At 65.0% G+C, this 14,369-nt stretch carries 20 protein-coding genes; all 20 read left to right on the top strand.

Features of this window, described 5'->3' with window-relative positions:
* Positions 1-1,245 (top strand): hypothetical protein (locus tag DW029_RS08740; RefSeq protein WP_233543845.1); only part of this gene is annotated, 1,245 nt, incomplete at its 5' end.
* A 9-nt stretch (positions 1,246-1,254) separates the two neighbouring features.
* Complete coding sequence (locus DW029_RS08735) at positions 1,255-1,476, top strand: hypothetical protein (protein WP_118345814.1); 222 nt, start codon at positions 1,255-1,257, stop codon at positions 1,474-1,476.
* A gap of 78 nt (positions 1,477-1,554) precedes the next feature.
* Positions 1,555-3,549 (top strand): phage minor head protein, encoded by a 1,995-nt coding sequence (locus DW029_RS08730; protein WP_158572652.1) that lies wholly within the window; start codon positions 1,555-1,557, stop codon positions 3,547-3,549.
* A complete protein-coding gene (locus DW029_RS08725) occupies positions 3,546-3,728 on the top strand; it encodes a hypothetical protein (RefSeq protein WP_147351902.1) in 183 nt (60 codons plus the stop codon). Before DW029_RS08730 ends, DW029_RS08725 begins: the two co-directional genes overlap by 4 nt.
* 53 nt (positions 3,729-3,781) lie before the next feature.
* Positions 3,782-4,048, top strand: a complete 267-nt coding sequence (locus tag DW029_RS08720; RefSeq protein ID WP_118345811.1) for a hypothetical protein — start codon at positions 3,782-3,784, stop codon at positions 4,046-4,048.
* Positions 4,049-4,133: 85 nt separating this feature from the next.
* Positions 4,134-4,355, top strand: a complete 222-nt coding sequence (locus tag DW029_RS11340) for a hypothetical protein (protein ID WP_158572651.1) — start codon at positions 4,134-4,136, stop codon at positions 4,353-4,355.
* Positions 4,355-4,828, top strand: coding sequence for an HK97-gp10 family putative phage morphogenesis protein (locus DW029_RS08715; protein ID WP_158572650.1), 474 nt, complete (start codon positions 4,355-4,357; stop codon positions 4,826-4,828). Before DW029_RS11340 ends, DW029_RS08715 begins: the two co-directional genes overlap by 1 nt.
* A gap of 109 nt (positions 4,829-4,937) precedes the next feature.
* Positions 4,938-5,501: a hypothetical protein gene (locus DW029_RS08710; RefSeq protein WP_147351901.1), complete on the top strand. Its 564-nt coding sequence runs from the start codon at positions 4,938-4,940 to the stop codon at positions 5,499-5,501.
* A gap of 9 nt (positions 5,502-5,510) precedes the next feature.
* Positions 5,511-6,392 carry a P22 phage major capsid protein family protein gene (locus tag DW029_RS08705; RefSeq protein WP_118345808.1) on the top strand — a complete coding sequence of 294 codons (882 nt, stop codon included), beginning with the start codon at positions 5,511-5,513 and terminating at the stop codon, positions 6,390-6,392.
* An 8-nt stretch (positions 6,393-6,400) separates the two neighbouring features.
* Positions 6,401-6,817, top strand: a complete 417-nt coding sequence (locus DW029_RS08700; RefSeq protein WP_118345807.1) for a hypothetical protein — start codon at positions 6,401-6,403, stop codon at positions 6,815-6,817.
* Positions 6,802-7,167: a head-tail adaptor protein gene (locus tag DW029_RS08695; RefSeq protein WP_147351900.1), complete on the top strand. Its 366-nt coding sequence runs from the start codon at positions 6,802-6,804 to the stop codon at positions 7,165-7,167. Before DW029_RS08700 ends, DW029_RS08695 begins: the two co-directional genes overlap by 16 nt.
* Complete coding sequence (locus DW029_RS08690) at positions 7,157-7,528, top strand: DUF3168 domain-containing protein (RefSeq protein ID WP_118345805.1); 372 nt, start codon at positions 7,157-7,159, stop codon at positions 7,526-7,528. The genes DW029_RS08695 and DW029_RS08690 overlap by 11 nt, the downstream gene beginning before the upstream one ends.
* Positions 7,529-7,536: 8 nt before the next feature.
* Positions 7,537-8,130 carry a hypothetical protein gene (locus DW029_RS08685; RefSeq protein WP_118345804.1) on the top strand — a complete coding sequence of 198 codons (594 nt, stop codon included), beginning with the start codon at positions 7,537-7,539 and terminating at the stop codon, positions 8,128-8,130.
* Entirely contained in the window at positions 8,130-8,531 is a 402-nt protein-coding gene (locus DW029_RS08680) for a hypothetical protein (protein ID WP_118345803.1), read from the top strand. The genes DW029_RS08685 and DW029_RS08680 overlap by 1 nt, the downstream gene beginning before the upstream one ends.
* 155 nt (positions 8,532-8,686) lie before the next feature.
* Entirely contained in the window at positions 8,687-8,815 is a 129-nt protein-coding gene (locus tag DW029_RS11800; protein WP_255413797.1) for a hypothetical protein, read from the top strand.
* Positions 8,816-11,047 carry a hypothetical protein gene (locus DW029_RS08670; protein WP_118345801.1) on the top strand — a complete coding sequence of 744 codons (2,232 nt, stop codon included), beginning with the start codon at positions 8,816-8,818 and terminating at the stop codon, positions 11,045-11,047.
* On the top strand, positions 11,040-11,855 hold the full coding sequence (locus DW029_RS08665; protein ID WP_118345800.1) for a hypothetical protein: 816 nt from the start codon (positions 11,040-11,042) through the stop codon (positions 11,853-11,855). Before DW029_RS08670 ends, DW029_RS08665 begins: the two co-directional genes overlap by 8 nt.
* A complete protein-coding gene (locus tag DW029_RS08660; RefSeq protein ID WP_118345799.1) occupies positions 11,846-13,489 on the top strand; it encodes a hypothetical protein in 1,644 nt (547 codons plus the stop codon). Before DW029_RS08665 ends, DW029_RS08660 begins: the two co-directional genes overlap by 10 nt.
* Before the next feature lie 11 nt (positions 13,490-13,500).
* A complete protein-coding gene (locus tag DW029_RS08655) occupies positions 13,501-13,731 on the top strand; it encodes a hypothetical protein (protein ID WP_118345798.1) in 231 nt (76 codons plus the stop codon).
* A gap of 2 nt (positions 13,732-13,733) precedes the next feature.
* Positions 13,734-14,369: hypothetical protein (locus DW029_RS08650; protein WP_147351899.1), on the top strand; the 636-nt coding region annotated here is incomplete at its 3' end.

The raw sequence follows: 14,369 nt of genomic DNA, 5'->3' as shown, positions 1-14,369 counted from the left end.
GCAGAGAAGAGCGTGAGCGACGCGGTCGAGCGCGCCGACGCCGCCAATAAGGCGGCTACCAAGGCCATCGCCGAGGTGAAGGCCACCGAAGCGAAGCTGTACCCAGCGGCCGAGAACATCCTCAAAGGAAAAGTCAAGGAAACTTTCGTCCACGTGGATGATGCTTTTCCCTCTAGCCTTCTGGGTATCGAGGTGGAGGGAGCCTGCAAGCAGGACGGCACGCCATCGCCGGACAACCCCGTGCCGATTGAGGTAATTGAAAATCCTATTATCCATATTTGCGGTAAGAACCTATTGAAAGTTGATGATTCAAGTGCAACCGCTAGAGGTGTTACGACAAGTTCCAAAGACGGTGTAATCACGCTTTCTGGCGTTGCGACTGAAAATGGATATAGTGGCAGCATCGCAGGTGTATATTTGCCGAATGGCGCGATTGGCCAAAAACTCGCGCTTAAGATTCATGCGATTAGCGGGACTATTCCACAGGTTAATCTACTAAACACGCGTTATAAATTGCTTCTTTATTCTACGCAATCGTCAGCTGTGCTCAATGAGCAGATTGCATATATGACGTGTAATGTCGTAAAAGGCGTAACCTATGACTGTAAGTTTTATGTGACCATTGAGGTTTACGGAGATGCCGATTCGGGCAAATATAGCCCATATAATGAAACTTCTACATCGTTCACGCTCCCAGTCGAGCATCCCTATCTAGCCAAGCTCCCCGACGGCACGGCAGACGAAATCGTGGTGGACGAAGAGGGGAATGTGGAGCTGGTGGCGCGGGTATGTGTTGATAAAAACGTGCGGGAGGTTGGTTGTTTCTTGCAAGGGAAATGGTACGAATTGCGCACGAGAATCGTGCCATACGCAAGCTCGTCGGTGCCTTCGAGCATCTACGGAAGGTACGTGCTTTGTAACACTCTTCCGTATAAAAACGCAGTGGCGAGCGGAGAGGGCATTTACCGCACCTGGAATGGCATCAACGTAAAAGACACGTCGGGCCGCACCAAAGAAGAGATTCAGGCTGAAGTGGACAAGAATGCCCCGCTTACGATTGTCGCGACTATGCCTGAGACACGCTATCCCCTAGGCAAAATCGAGATGCCCAAAGCTCAAGACAGCATCGTCAACGCATGGACGGACGCGGAAGTGACGCCGCGCACTGGCATCGAGTACACGCGCGACGTGAACATCGTCGTGGCGAACCTGGAATCGGCAATCGCATCCATCACCCAAGGTTAGGAGAAGAAAATGGCAGTTAAGAGCAAGGCGCGTCATGACCTGACGCTGCGCAGCATCAAGCGCGAGATTCAGGCCGGCCGCGACGTGGCGTTCTGGCTCGACAAGGCCTACGCACACCTTGACAGCGGGCTCTTCGACGAGGCAGATATCGCGGAGGTCGAGGAGCTAGCCGCCGCGTACTACGACGGGCTCGACAGCGCGGAGGAGCCGACCGAGCGGGAAGGCGAGTAGGGAAGGGCCCCGGCTTCGGTCGGGGCCCTTTTCCGTTATGCGCGGGCGACCATGCGTGCCGACGATTGGAGGCGGCGCATGGCGAAGGATAGCGCTCACGAGTTCTCAGACGCCGAGATTCGGGCGTTCGAGCGCGAGGTGGCGGGAGTGTACGGCGAGGCGGGCAAGACCGCCTACGCCAACCTCAAGCGCTATCTGGCGCAGTTCGAGGCCGACGATGAGAGGATGCGCGAGCGTCTCGAGGCCGGCGAGATCACCAAGGCGCAATACAGGTCTTGGCGAAGCGGGAGGATAGCGGCGGGCAGGCGCTACCGAATCGTGCTCAAGCAGTGCGCCGAGGCCATGACGCACGCGAACGTCGTCGCTGCCGCCGCCATCGAGGGCAGGCTGCCCGAGGTCTACGCCGAGAACTACAACTACGGCACGTGGCAGGTCGAGAGCGCCGCGGGCGTTGACACGGCCTACGCACTGCAGGACGCGTCAACCGTCCAGAGGCTTCTCACCGACCACGACAGCTACCTGCCAAAGCCGTCCGTCAACGTCGCCAAGGACGTGGCGTGGAACCGGCGGCTCATCGCCAACCAGATCACGCAGGGCGTGCTGCTCGGCGAATCGATACCCAAGATAGCCAGGCGCATGCAGGACGTGACGGGGGCGAACCGCGCGGCTGCGGTGCGCTTGGCGCGCACCTCGACGACGGCGGCGGAGAACGCCGGGCGCGTCGACAGCTACAGGCGCGCGCAGTCCCTCGGAATCGAGCTCAAGCAGGAGTGGCTGGCGACGCTCGACGGTCGCACGCGCTCGAGCCACAGGAAGCTCGACGGCGAGAAGGTCGAGGTCGGGGAGAAGTTCAGCAACGGGTGCCGCTATCCCGGCGACCCGGAGGCGCCGTATGCCGAGACGTGCAACTGCCGCTGCACGCTCATCGCGGCCGTCGAGGGCGTCGACTACAGCGACGGCAAGCGCTGGAGCAGGCTGCCCGAGGGCATGACCTACGAGGAGTGGAAGGCGGGCAAGCCCGCCGTCACCGGCGCCAAGCCCGCGAACCGCACAATTTCAGAGTTCATGGACATGCCCGGCACCAAGCGCAAGCTGGACGTGGCGGGCGTGTCGCCGACCGAGGCGAGGAAGAGGCTCACGGAGCAGCTCAAGGAGTACGGCATACCGTCCGGCTCGTTCCGCAAGATGAGCGCGGGGGACCAGCAGAAGGTGTTGGACGCGGCGCTGGCCCGAATTCGGCGCATCGCGGGCAAGCCCGATATGTCTGCTTCCGTCTACTCGTGCCTCAGTGGGGATCAAAGGGATGCGGTGAAAGGCATTCTCAAGCGTTCGGACAAGGCTGCCCGTAGCGTTTACCTGAAGCATGAGCGGGATTTCGTTTTGCTGAACGGCGGATGGGGCGGGACCGCCCACTACAGCCCAACGGACGGTGGCGTGAGGCTCAACCTCGAAAGAGTGTTTTCGAAAGATGGATTGAGACCCCAAGGAACGACCTGGTTCCATGAGTTCGGGCATATGATTGACAGCCTGCACGCGGACATCTCGAGGACGTACGGCGGCGGCGTGTTCGCCAAGACCATAAAGAGCGAGGTCGAAGCCTACATTGACGCAAGGCACAAGGAGATGCGCGACGGGCTTAAACGGGCAGTCAAGTCAAAGGACATCGGATGGCTCGAGTCGAACGGCTACCTCATGGAATGGCATGCTGACTACCTAAGGAGACATCCTGACAAGGTGGCCGAGGCGCTCTCGGGCCTCAAGCACACGAAGGCTGCCACATATAGCTCCGTCGCCTCCGAGATAGGGGAGATGAGCCACGCCGAAAAGGCCGACCTTTCCGACCTTTTCGGCGGGGCAACGCTGAACAAGTGCAACGATGGATGGGGCCACAGCAAGAGTTATTGGCGGCCGAAGGGAGCGTCCGAGGACTACCAGCTGGCAAGGCTTGCGCAAGAGGGCTTCGCCGAGTTCTTCAGCGCAAGCACCGCGAACCCGGAATCTCTCGCCGTCCTGCGCAAATACCTACCGGAATCGAGTAAAATATTTGACGAGATGATGAAGGAGTGGCTGTGATGGTTGCCGAATTGCATACATGGGAGCAGGTCGACAAGCTCGCGGCCAAGTTCGAGGAACGTTTCGGCTATGAGCCGACATGGTACGGCAATGTCGATGAGGTCTATGCGGCCCTCAAGGAGTCGCTCGACTCTGGCGTTCCAAAACTCGAGAGGCAGGACCCCGAAATCTGTCTCTAGCGCACGACGGCGCATCATCAAGATCGACGAGTGCCTGACGACAAGAGGTTGATATGCTCACATTGGAAGAGGCCATAAAGCCGATTCTGGAAGAGGAGGCCGTAGACGGATACGGCCCGGTGTGCGCATACGAGGGCAAATACCATTGGTTCGTCGGTTTCGGTTTCGATGGAAAGATGGCCCCGGGCGACACTCCGTATGCCATCGACAAGGAAACGGGGAGGATTGACTTCTTCCCGATTCCATTTTTCCTCAGAGGCGAGAGTCCATCCGCTATCGAGCTTGAGATGGACAAGGCCAACGAGATAAAAGTCAAATAGATCACAGTCAGCCCCGCCACGGCGGGGCTTTTTTCATGCCGCGTGACCGTGCCGCGACACTGCCCGCAGAGAGATTGAGGCAGGCATGAAAGAGCTATTCACATGTGCGAGCTGCGGCGACTGCGCCGTGAGGCTCGGTTTCGGCTTCACGTTCCCGGATACCTACATCTGCACGCAGCGCGGCGACGAGGTCGAGCCCGACGACGGCTGCACGCTCGGGTGCGCCGGCATGCCGGTGCAGGCCGTCGAGGCGTGCGAGGTGGACGTGTCCGGCCGCGTGGGCTACGGCACGGAGGTGCTGGACTGATGGCCACACCGCGAAAGGTCGGCAAGGAGAAGTGGAGCGCCAAGAACGACACGTGGACCGACCGAAACGGTGCCGTCACGGAGGGAATGAGCGCCAAGGGCTTCAAGCGCGGCACCGCCAAGGGCCTGCTTGCCTCCGACATCTCCGGCCTCGTCGAGGTGCGCGCCGACAACCGCGAGGCCATCGCCAACGCCATCGACCGCGCGCTCGTAGCCGCGCTGGAGGAGATCGGCCTCGTCGCGGAGGGCTACGCCAAGCGCGCCTGCCCGGTCGATACGGGCCGGTTGCGCAACTCCATCACCCACATCGTCGACGAGGGCACCCGGCACGTCATCATCGGCACGAACGTCGAATATGCCGCCTACGTCGAGCTGGGAACGACGCACCAGAAGCCGCAGCCCTACCTCAAGCCGGCGGCCGAGGACCACGAATCCACATACCGCTCCATCTTCCGTAAACACCTGGGCGGATAGCGCCGCGTTACGCCGTTTGGATACTCACCCTTGCCGCGAGGTATTGCGGCGCGGGCCCCGCCGAGGCAACAGGCGGGAACCCGCCCATTCCGAAGCAAGGGAGATTCTGTTGGCACTCACACGAAAGATGCTCAAGGCAATGGGCATCGAGGACGAGAAGATCGACCAGATCATCGACGAGCATGCCGAGAGCGTGGACGCGCTCAAGGCGCAGCGCGACGAGTTCAAGGAGGCCGCGGACAAGGCGGACGGTTACAAGAAGGAGCTGGACGCACTCAAGGCCAAGGGCGAGGGCGCGGGCGAGTACGAGGAAAAGTACAAGGCCGCCGTCAAGAACCTAGAGGACTACAAGGCCAAGGTCGAGGGCGAGAAGGCCGCAGCCGAGAAGCGCAGCCTGTACCGAGAGCTGCTCAAGTCGGCGGGCGTCGACCCCAAGCGCATCGAGACCGTTCTCAAGGTCTCCGACCTCGAGAACGTGACCGTCAAGGACGGCGCTATCGAGGACGCGGACAAGCTCACCGAGGGCATCAAGGCCGACTGGGCCGACTTCATCGCAACCACGACCGTCAAGGGCGCCGACGTGGCCCACGCCCCCAAGGGCGAGGGCGGCAAGGACATCAACGAAATGAGCACCGCCGAGTACATGAAGTACAAGGCGGAGCAGAGAGGCTAAGGGGTATCTATGTCGAACACCATCCTCACACCCAACATCATCGCCAACGAGGCGCTGGACGTTCTGCGCACCAACGCCGTCATGGCCAACCTCGTCCACCGCGACTACTCCTCCGAGTTCGTCGCCGGCGTGGGCGACACCATCACCATCCGCAAGCCCGCCACCTTCGAGGCCAAGGAGTTCACTTCCGAGGTCGAGGTGCAGGACGCCACGGAGAGCAAGGTCGACGTCAAGATGGACAAGCTGCTCGACGTGACGTTCGCCGTCACGTCCAAGGAGCTGACGATGGGCATCGTCGACTTCTCCGCGCAGTTCCTCGTCCCCGCCATGCAGGCCTTCGCCGACAAGATCGACGGCTACCTGCTCGCGCTCGAGAAGGACGTCACGAACCGCGTCGACCACACCAAGGGCGCCATCGCCGTGGCGGACATCGTCGCCGCCCGCAAGTTCCTCGTGGACGCCAAGGCGCCCTCCACGGAGCGCCGCTTCGTCTACGGCTCCCAGGCCGAGGCCGACCTGCTCAACACCGAGGCGTTCACCAACGCGTCCGCCGTCGGCGACAACGGCACCGCCCTCAAGGAGGCGTCGCTTGGCCGCAAGTACGGCCTCGACTTCTACTGCGACCAGAACGTGCAGAAGACCACGGCAGAGACGGCCAACTACACGCCGTCCATCGCGTTCCACAAGAACGCCTTCGCGCTCGTGACCCGTCAGCTCGAGATGCCGCTCGGCGCTCCCAAGGCGTACTCCACCTCCTACGACGGCTTCGGCCTGCGCGTCGTGCAGGGCTACGACCAGAAGACCAAGACCGACACCGTCTCCATCGACATGCTCTGCGGCGTCAAGACCCTCGACAAGAGCCTCGCCGCCGTCATCACCGATAAGCGATAGGCGCGGAGATGCTCGAGCAGGTGCTTCTGTCGCTGCGCAACTGGTTCGTCGCAGGCAAGCGCACGGGGCGCGTCCGCATCGAGGGCGGCCGCCTCGTGCCGCCCGCGGGGCTCGACCTCAAGGAGGGCCAGTACATCCGCATCACGGGCTCGACGTTCAACGACGGGCTGCACTCATGGCCCTACAACGGCCTCACGGACGAGGAGTTCGTCGGTACCGTCTGGGCGCTCGCCGTGCCGCAGGCCGTGGTCGACCTCGCGGACGAGATCGCGGCATGGCAGGCCGAGCACGCCGAGGAGCTGGACAGCCCGTATGCGAGCGAGAGCTTCGGCGGCTACAGCTACACGCGCGTCGGCAGTGACGGCCGACCGCTGACGTGGCGCCAGCAGTTCAAGGCGCGTCTCGACCCTTGGAGAAAGCTATGAGCCGCCTGTACGAGCGCATGCGCGTGCCGTGCGTCCATGTGGTCCGCAGGAGCGTGCCGGACGGCGAGGGCGGCTGGACCGAGACGTGGGCCACGGGCCGCGCCTTCTCCGCTTCCATCGTCCGCGACACCTCGGCCGAGGCCCGCGTCGCCGAGGCGGCCGGAGTGGCCAACACCTACACGGTGACGTGCTCCGAGGAGCTGTCCCACGGCGACGTCTTCAGGCGCGTGCCCGACGGGCAGGTCTTCCGCGTGACGTCGAACGCCGACGACGGCCGCCCGCCCGCGTGCGCGACGTTCAGCTTCACCCAGTGCTCGGCCGAGGAATGGAGGCTGCCGGATGCCGACTAGGACCGCGGCGCTCGCCGCATGGCTCGGTGGCTTCGGCATGCCAGCGCACTCCGCGCAGGCCGTGCCGGACGACGCCGAGCTCCCGTACATCACGTTCACTCCGGTATCCGGCGCGTGGGGCGACGGCGAGCAGGCCGTAACCGTCGAGATATGGCGCCGCACCGGGAGCGAGGCCGAGGCCAACGCCGACGCCGAGGCCGTCGGCCGCGCGCTGGGGCTGGGCGGCGTGATGCTTCCCTGCGACGGCGGCGGCCTGTGGGTCAAGCGCGGCTCGCCGTTCTGGCAGGCCGCCGACTCGGGAGAGCCCGGCGTCAAGCGCCGCTACATCAACCTCTCAATCGAGAACATCACGACCTTTTAGGGGGTCCCATGAAATACACCCAGATCCCGCAGGACACGTTCAACAACATCCAGCTGAACGCCGGCGTCCTGCTCAAGGGCTTCGACCCGGAGAACGGCACGCTCAATGCGACCGACATCCTCGGCGCGACGTCCGGCGGCGTCAACTTCACCGCCACGCCCAGCTACATCGACTACGGCGAGGACATCGACAACTGCCCGAAGAACATGAAGGAGCTCAAGCAGCTCGACGGCTGGGAGGCCAAGATGTCCGGCACGTTCGTGACCGTGACCGCCGAGCTCGCCGCCAAGCTCACGGGCGCCGCCGACACCGCCACCGACAAGGTGACGCCGCGCAACGAGCTCAAGGCCGCCGACTTCGCCGACCTGTGGTGGGTCGGCGACTACAGCGCGGTCAACGAGGACGGCACCAAGGGCGCGAGCGCCGGCTTCTGCGCCATCCGCCTGCTCAACTCCCTGAGCACCGGCGGCTTCCAGATCCAGTCCGGCGACAAGGCCAAGGCGCAGTTCGCCTTCGAGTTCACCGGCCACTACTCGATGGAGCACCCCGAGACGGTGCCGTTCGAGATCTACGTCAAGGCCGGGACGGAGGCGACGGCCTAATGCGCATCGACGAGTTCACGGCCGACGAGTTCCTGACGTCGGCGCAGCTGCTGGCCGAGGTGGCCGAGGAGGCCATGGGCGGCAAGCTGGGCGAGGAGGTCAAGCGCGCCTTCGTCTCCTACCGCTCCGCGGCCAAGGCTGCCAAGGCGGAGGCCGGCGGCGACGAGGCCGACGCGAAGGCCAAGGTCGAGATGGAGGCCGTCGACATGGTCGCGGGCCTGCTGCCCGTCCTGCTGCGCGAGGGCGGCGAGCTTTCGCTCAAGTTCCTCGCCGCGCTCGATGGCCAGACCCTCGAGGAGTACAAGGCGTGCTTCTCGATGGCGAAGTACGCCGCCGACATCAAGGCCGCGCTTGACGGCATCGACGCCGTCAAGGAGATCGCCGCGCCTTTTTTTCGCTAGCCGCCGACGACCCGGATCTGCTCTGGCTCTGCATGGGCGAGTACACCGGACCCCGGCGTGCTCGCCCTTTTGCTAGGTACCTGTCCGCGAGGCAGCGCAGGGAGGCGGAGGGGGCCGCGTACAGGGTCTACCTGACGGAGTCCATCCGCCTCGCCGTGCAGTCGCGCTACATCGCCACGCCCTACCTGGAGCTGGTGCGCGGCGCGGCGGAGCCGGCGGACACGCGGAGCGGCGACGAGATCGCGGCGGACGTAATCGGCAAGTTGGGATTGGAGGTGCTGTAGATGGACCTTCTCGACCTCTTGGTCAAGATCGGCGTCGACGACCAGGCGTCCGGCAAGGTCGACGGCATCGCCGGCGGCATCGAGGGAAAACTCGGCAAGGCGGCGGCCGCGGCCGCATCGCTTGTCGCGGCCGGAGTCACCGCCGTGGCCGCGGGTGTCGCGGCGGTGACCGGCATGAGCATGAACGCCTACGCCGCGTACGAGCAGAATGTCGGCGGCATCCAGAAGATTTTCGGCAACATGGGCAAGTCCCTCGAGGACTACGCCGCCATGACCGGCCAGACCGTCGAGCAGTGCTCCGGCAAGTGGCAGCAGCTCGAGCGGGCCCAGACGACGGTGCTGGCCAACGCCGACCGCGCCTACATAACGGCCGGCCTGAGCGCCAACCGGTACATGGAGCAGGTGACGGGCTTCTCGGCCTCGCTCGTCAAATCGCTCGGCGGCGACACGGTCAAGGCCGCCGAGTACGCCGACACGGCAATGGTCGACATGAGCGACAACGCGAACACCTTCGGCACGGCGATGGAGGACCTCCAGAACGCGTACCAGGGCTTCGCGAAACAGAACTACACCATGCTCGACAACTTGAAGCTGGGATACGGCGGCACCAAGGAGGAGATGCAGCGCCTCGTCAAGGATGCGCACGCCGTCAACGACGCCGTGGACGAGTCGAGCCTGTCCTTCGACAACATCGTGCTCGCCATCCACACGATGCAACAGCAGATGCAGATCGCCGGCACGACCTCGCGCGAGGCCGCGACGACCATCGAGGGCTCCTGCAACATGGCCAAGGCGGCCTGGGAGAACTGGGTGACGGAACTCGGCAAGGACGACGCCGACATGGGCAAGCTCACGACGGAGCTGGTCGAGTCGGTCGAGACGGCGGCCTCCAACATCGTGCCGCGCGTGGCGACCATCGTGTCCACGGCCGTCGAGCAGCTCCCCGGGGTCATAGCGACGCTGGCGCCGGTCGCCGGCGAGGCCTTCGCGTCGATAGCCGACAGCGCCATGTCGGCGCTCTCGGGCGCCTTCGGCGGGTTGGACGAGATAGGCGCGCAGGTCGGACCGGTGCTCTATGACGGAATCGTGAACGGTCTGTCGTTCCTCTCCGGCGCGGCGGCCGACATCATGACCCGGCTGGGCGGCTACCTGGCCGAGAACCTGCCGTCCATCATGGAGAGCGGCCTGCAGATTCTCACCGGCCTCTCAGAGTCCATAGCCGAGAACGCGGGCGTTCTTGCCGAGGGCGCGGCGAACCTCATAGTCGGTCTGGCGCAGGGTATCGCCGACAGCCTGCCGACCATCATCGAGCAGGCCCCGGTCATCGTGCAGAACCTCGCCGACGCGATCAACGACAACGCGCCGACGCTGCTCGGTGCCGGCATCCAGGCAATCGTGACGCTGGCGCTCGGCATCGTGCAGGCGATACCGACGCTCATCGCGAACATCCCTGCCATCTTCCAGGCCTTCCTCGCCGTGTGGTCAGCGCTCGACTGGATCAGCCTCGGCCGCAACGCCATAACGGCGCTCGGCCAGGGCGTGGCGAACATGCTCGGCTTCATCGGCTCCTGCGGCACCAACGTGGTGTCCGCCATCCGCGGCGCGATACAGAACCTGCCGTCGACGCTGTCGAACCTCGGCAAGGTCGCCATGTACAACCTGCAGGGCGCCATCTCGGGCGCAGTCGGTGCAGTGAAGGGCGCGGCGCTACGCATCGCGTCGAACATCGAGTCCTCCTTCCTTGGCTTGCCGGGCCGCGTGGTGTCCATCGGCCGCAACATCGTGCAGGGAATCGCCAACGGCATCGCCGGCGCGGCTGGCGTCGTGGTCAACAAGCTTACCGGCGTGGTGGGCGGCGCCATCGATGCCGCCAAGAACCTGCTCGGAATCCACTCGCCCTCGCGCGTGTTCCGCAAGATATTCGGCTACGTGATGCAGGGCGCGGCCCTCGGCATCGACGACACGGCGGACGAGCCCGTGAAGTCGATGGAGTCCGCCGTCGGGAAGGTCGAGCGCGCCGCGGCGTTCGATGCGACGGTCAGGGCCGACGGCCCGCGTTACGGCGACCGGACCATTTCCGGCACCGGGGAGGGCGTTGTCGCGGACGGCGGCGCATCGGCCGTTATCGGCTGGCTGGCCGAGAACCTGCCCTACATCATCGCGGAGTTCACGCCCGTCATGGGCGAGTCGGAGTTCGGGCGCAGGGCGAGGAAGGCGGTCGCGTATGCCTGATATCGAATATGAATCGGGCGCGGGGGCGGTCATCCCGCTCAATTCCGGCATCTACGTCGGCAGGCCGAACGACCTCTTCAGCCGCGAATGGGACTACAAGATCGGGTACCGCGCGCTGTCGACCGCCTCGCGCGGCGCCCGCAAGGCCTCGTTCAGGGCGGTCTTCGCCGACATGGGGCTGGCCGACGAGTTCCGCCGCTGCGCGGACCTCGACGTCTCGGGCAACACGCCCGGGACGCTGAGGGTCGGGGACTGGTTCCAGCGCTGCCTCGTCCTCGCGTCGAAGGTCGACGGGGTGCGGGACGGGCTCTTCACCGCTAAGATCACCGTCGTGCTGCTCGACGGCCTGTGGCGCAGGGGCTTAACGACGGAGTTCGCGCCCGTCATGGGCTCGTCCGGGTACGAGTTTCTCGACCTACCGCATGACCTCCCGTACGATCTCGGGCTGACCCCGCCGAAGCGGTACGCGCGCAACCCGGGGCATTCCGACAGCCCCGCCCGGTTCATCGTCTACGGGCCGGCGGTCAATCCCGCGGTCCGGCTCGACGAGAACCTGTACCAGGTCGACGTATCGGTGCCGGACGGCGGCTACATGGAGGTCGACCCGCTGCGGCGCACCGTCTCCGTGGTCTCCGCCGACGGCGACGTCCGCGACGCCTTCGGCAAGGCGCACCGAGGCAGCGGCGCCGGCTCGGGCGAGTATATCTTCGAGCGCGTGCCGGCCGGCACCTGCGAGGTCTCGTGGGACAACAGCTTCGGGTTCGACCTGACGCTCTACGAGGAGGAGGGGGAGCCGGCATGGTCCTAGTGGTGAGCGACCCGGCGGCCGGGGACGTCCGTGAGATCGAGGAATTCGAGCTTGACCTCGCGTTCGGCAGCGACGAGAACGCCCTGAAGCTCGAGGCGCGCGCCGGCGAGGCCCCCGAAGAGGGCCAATTCGTATTCATCGACGGGACCGAGTACGGCGGCGTCGTCGACGAGGTCACCTACGATACGGGCAGGGACGCCTCCGGCACCGTCCTGTGCAAGGGCCGCACGTGGCACGGCATCCTGGCCGGCAAGCGCCTCCTGCCCGATTCGGGCAGCGGCTACCTCGCGGTGAGCGGTAAGGCGGGCGAGGTGCTCGCGTCCCTCATATCCCGCATGGGGCTGTCCGGGCTGTTTTCAGCCGCCGTAGACGATACGGCGGTCAGCTACACCTTCGACCGCTTCGCGGACGGGTACGGCGGCCTGAAGGCCCTGGCGAAGGCGAACGGGCGAAAGGTCTCGATGCGCCGCCTCGGCGGCAAGGTCGAGCTGTCGCTGCCGCCGGTTGTCGACTATGCGGACAAGGTCGACTCGGACCTGCTCGACTTCACGCTGACGAGCGTCCACCGCTGCGTCAACCACCTGGTGTGTGCCGGCATGGGCGAGCTCGAGAACCGCGCCGTGGTCCATTTCTACGCCGACGCGGCGGGCAACGTCAGCCACGTGCAGAGCCTCTTCGGCGTCGACGAGATATGCGCGCTCTACGACTACAGCAATGCCGATGAGGCGAAGCTGGAGGAGGAGGGCCGCAAGAAGCTGCAAGAGTATCAGACCCAAGGCAGCGTCGAGGTTGCGGCCCACGACGATATCGACGTGGACGTGGGAGACATGATCTCGGCGCGCGACAACGCGCACGGGCGCACCGTGAACGCGACGGTAGCGAAGAAGATCGTGAAGGTCTCGCGCGGCGTTGCCGTGTACTCATACGAGGTCGGCGGCGAGACCACGACCAAGATGAGCAGCAGCGGAGTCGCCGAGAGCAGCGGCGGCGGCAGCGGAGGCGGCGGGCACGCGTACCTGGCCGGCAAAGGCCTGACGCTTAACGGCTACACGTTCGCCGCCGAGGTCGACTCCGCCGAGCTCAAGACCGTCGAGGCCAAAGCGGATGCGGCGAGAACCGCCGCCTCGAACGCGAGCGCCGCGGCAGGCGAGGCGCAAGAGGCCGCAAAGGGCGCGGCCACCGCCGCCGAGGAGAACGCCACGGCCATAGCGGGCAAGCAGGACGCGCTCGCGGCCGGCGCGAACGTCAGCATCGACGGCGCGACCATCAGCGCGAAGGATACGACCTACGGCGAGGCCACCGCGACGGAAAGCGGCCTCATGTCGGCGGCGGACAAGGGCCGGCTTGACGGCCTGGCCACGGGCGAGACGGTGCCGAAGAAGGCCGAGACCGCTGGCAAGCTCGCGGCTACCCGCACGGTGGCCATCTCGGGCGCGGTCAACGGCAGCGCGACGTGGGACGGCTCGGGCGACCTGTCGATAGTGGTCGCGGGCGATGCTGCGGCGGCGGGCTTTTTGGCCGCGCACCCAGTGGGGACGTACATGGAGACGAGCGGTTTCGACCCGTCGGACTACGGCGGCGAATGGCAGGCTGTGCCCAGCGTCGGTCCGTATACATGGATCAGGACGAAGTGAGGGAGACAGGCATGTCCAAGACAGACAACATCACGAAGTACACATGCGACCGCTGCGGCGAGAGCGTGTACCTACAGCAAGGCGCTGCGGCGGCAGGGGACTGGCGTGAGGTCGAGCGCTTCGATCAGTACGGCAGCAGGGCGACCCGCCTGCTGTGCAAGGGGTGCACGGACGAGTACAAGAAGCTCGCCGCCAAGCACGACGGCGAGTTCCAGCAGTTCATGAGCAACGCGAAGGAGTAGTAATGGCATTCGAGATAGTAGACGGCATGACGGGCACGAAGCATATCAGCTCGGACGATCTGGCCGCGCTCAACACCGCGACGGTCGGCAAGGCCGACTGCGTGCTGGAGTACGGCGACGACTTCGCGCTGACGATGCAGAGCGCGAACTCAGCGACGCTCGGCACCGGCGTGGGCATGGTCGGCGGCAAGCGCTTCTGGAACCAGGCGGCGACGAACCTGACCGTCCAGAGCGGCACGCAGGGCCAGAAACGCAACGACCTCGTCGTGGCCCGCTACGCGAAGACCAGCGCGGGTATCGAGAGCATCACGCCCGTCGTCGTCAGGGGCAAGCCCAGCACGGGGACGGCGGCGGACCCCGCAACGACCTCCAACGACCTGAAACTCTGGCGCATCCCGCTGGACGGCATCAGCGTCGGCACGCCCGTGAGGCTCTTCGGCCCCGTGGCCTCGCTCGCGACCCTCGGGGATTCCGTATCCCTGTACGAGACGAAAAACTGGAGCGTCGTGCGCGTGGGCATGACGGTCTACGTCCGCGCCACGCAGATCATCGCTGATCCTGCTGAGGGCATCAAGTGTCCGTACATCATTCCCGAGGAGCTGCGGCCGTCCCATGCCTGGTCCGCGGCGATGGTCACC

The organism is Collinsella sp. AF38-3AC, assembly GCF_003474365.1.
Taxonomy (GTDB): domain Bacteria; phylum Actinomycetota; class Coriobacteriia; order Coriobacteriales; family Coriobacteriaceae; genus Collinsella.
The sequence above is the reverse complement of the archived record's forward strand: the minus strand, read 5'-3'. Positions and strand labels throughout refer to the sequence as shown.

Excerpts from the sequence above, each read along its gene's own strand:
- DW029_RS11340 (WP_158572651.1), top strand. The coding sequence starts at position 4,134 with ATGAAAGAGCTATTCACATGTGCGAGCTGCGGCGACTGCGCCGTGAGG.
- DW029_RS08715 (WP_158572650.1), top strand. The coding sequence starts at position 4,355 with ATGGCCACACCGCGAAAGGTCGGCAAGGAGAAGTGGAGCGCCAAGAAC.
- DW029_RS08655 (WP_118345798.1), top strand. The coding sequence starts at position 13,501 with ATGTCCAAGACAGACAACATCACGAAGTACACATGCGACCGCTGCGGC.
- DW029_RS08705 (WP_118345808.1), top strand. The coding sequence starts at position 5,511 with ATGTCGAACACCATCCTCACACCCAACATCATCGCCAACGAGGCGCTG.
- DW029_RS08670 (WP_118345801.1), top strand. The coding sequence starts at position 8,816 with ATGGACCTTCTCGACCTCTTGGTCAAGATCGGCGTCGACGACCAGGCG.
- DW029_RS08685 (WP_118345804.1), top strand. The coding sequence starts at position 7,537 with ATGAAATACACCCAGATCCCGCAGGACACGTTCAACAACATCCAGCTG.
- DW029_RS08735 (WP_118345814.1), top strand. The coding sequence starts at position 1,255 with ATGGCAGTTAAGAGCAAGGCGCGTCATGACCTGACGCTGCGCAGCATC.
- DW029_RS08665 (WP_118345800.1), top strand. The coding sequence starts at position 11,040 with ATGCCTGATATCGAATATGAATCGGGCGCGGGGGCGGTCATCCCGCTC.
- DW029_RS08720 (WP_118345811.1), top strand. The coding sequence starts at position 3,782 with ATGCTCACATTGGAAGAGGCCATAAAGCCGATTCTGGAAGAGGAGGCC.
- DW029_RS08690 (WP_118345805.1), top strand. The coding sequence starts at position 7,157 with ATGCCGACTAGGACCGCGGCGCTCGCCGCATGGCTCGGTGGCTTCGGC.
- DW029_RS08700 (WP_118345807.1), top strand. The coding sequence starts at position 6,401 with ATGCTCGAGCAGGTGCTTCTGTCGCTGCGCAACTGGTTCGTCGCAGGC.
- DW029_RS08680 (WP_118345803.1), top strand. The coding sequence starts at position 8,130 with ATGCGCATCGACGAGTTCACGGCCGACGAGTTCCTGACGTCGGCGCAG.
- DW029_RS08730 (WP_158572652.1), top strand. The coding sequence starts at position 1,555 with ATGGCGAAGGATAGCGCTCACGAGTTCTCAGACGCCGAGATTCGGGCG.
- DW029_RS08660 (WP_118345799.1), top strand. The coding sequence starts at position 11,846 with ATGGTCCTAGTGGTGAGCGACCCGGCGGCCGGGGACGTCCGTGAGATC.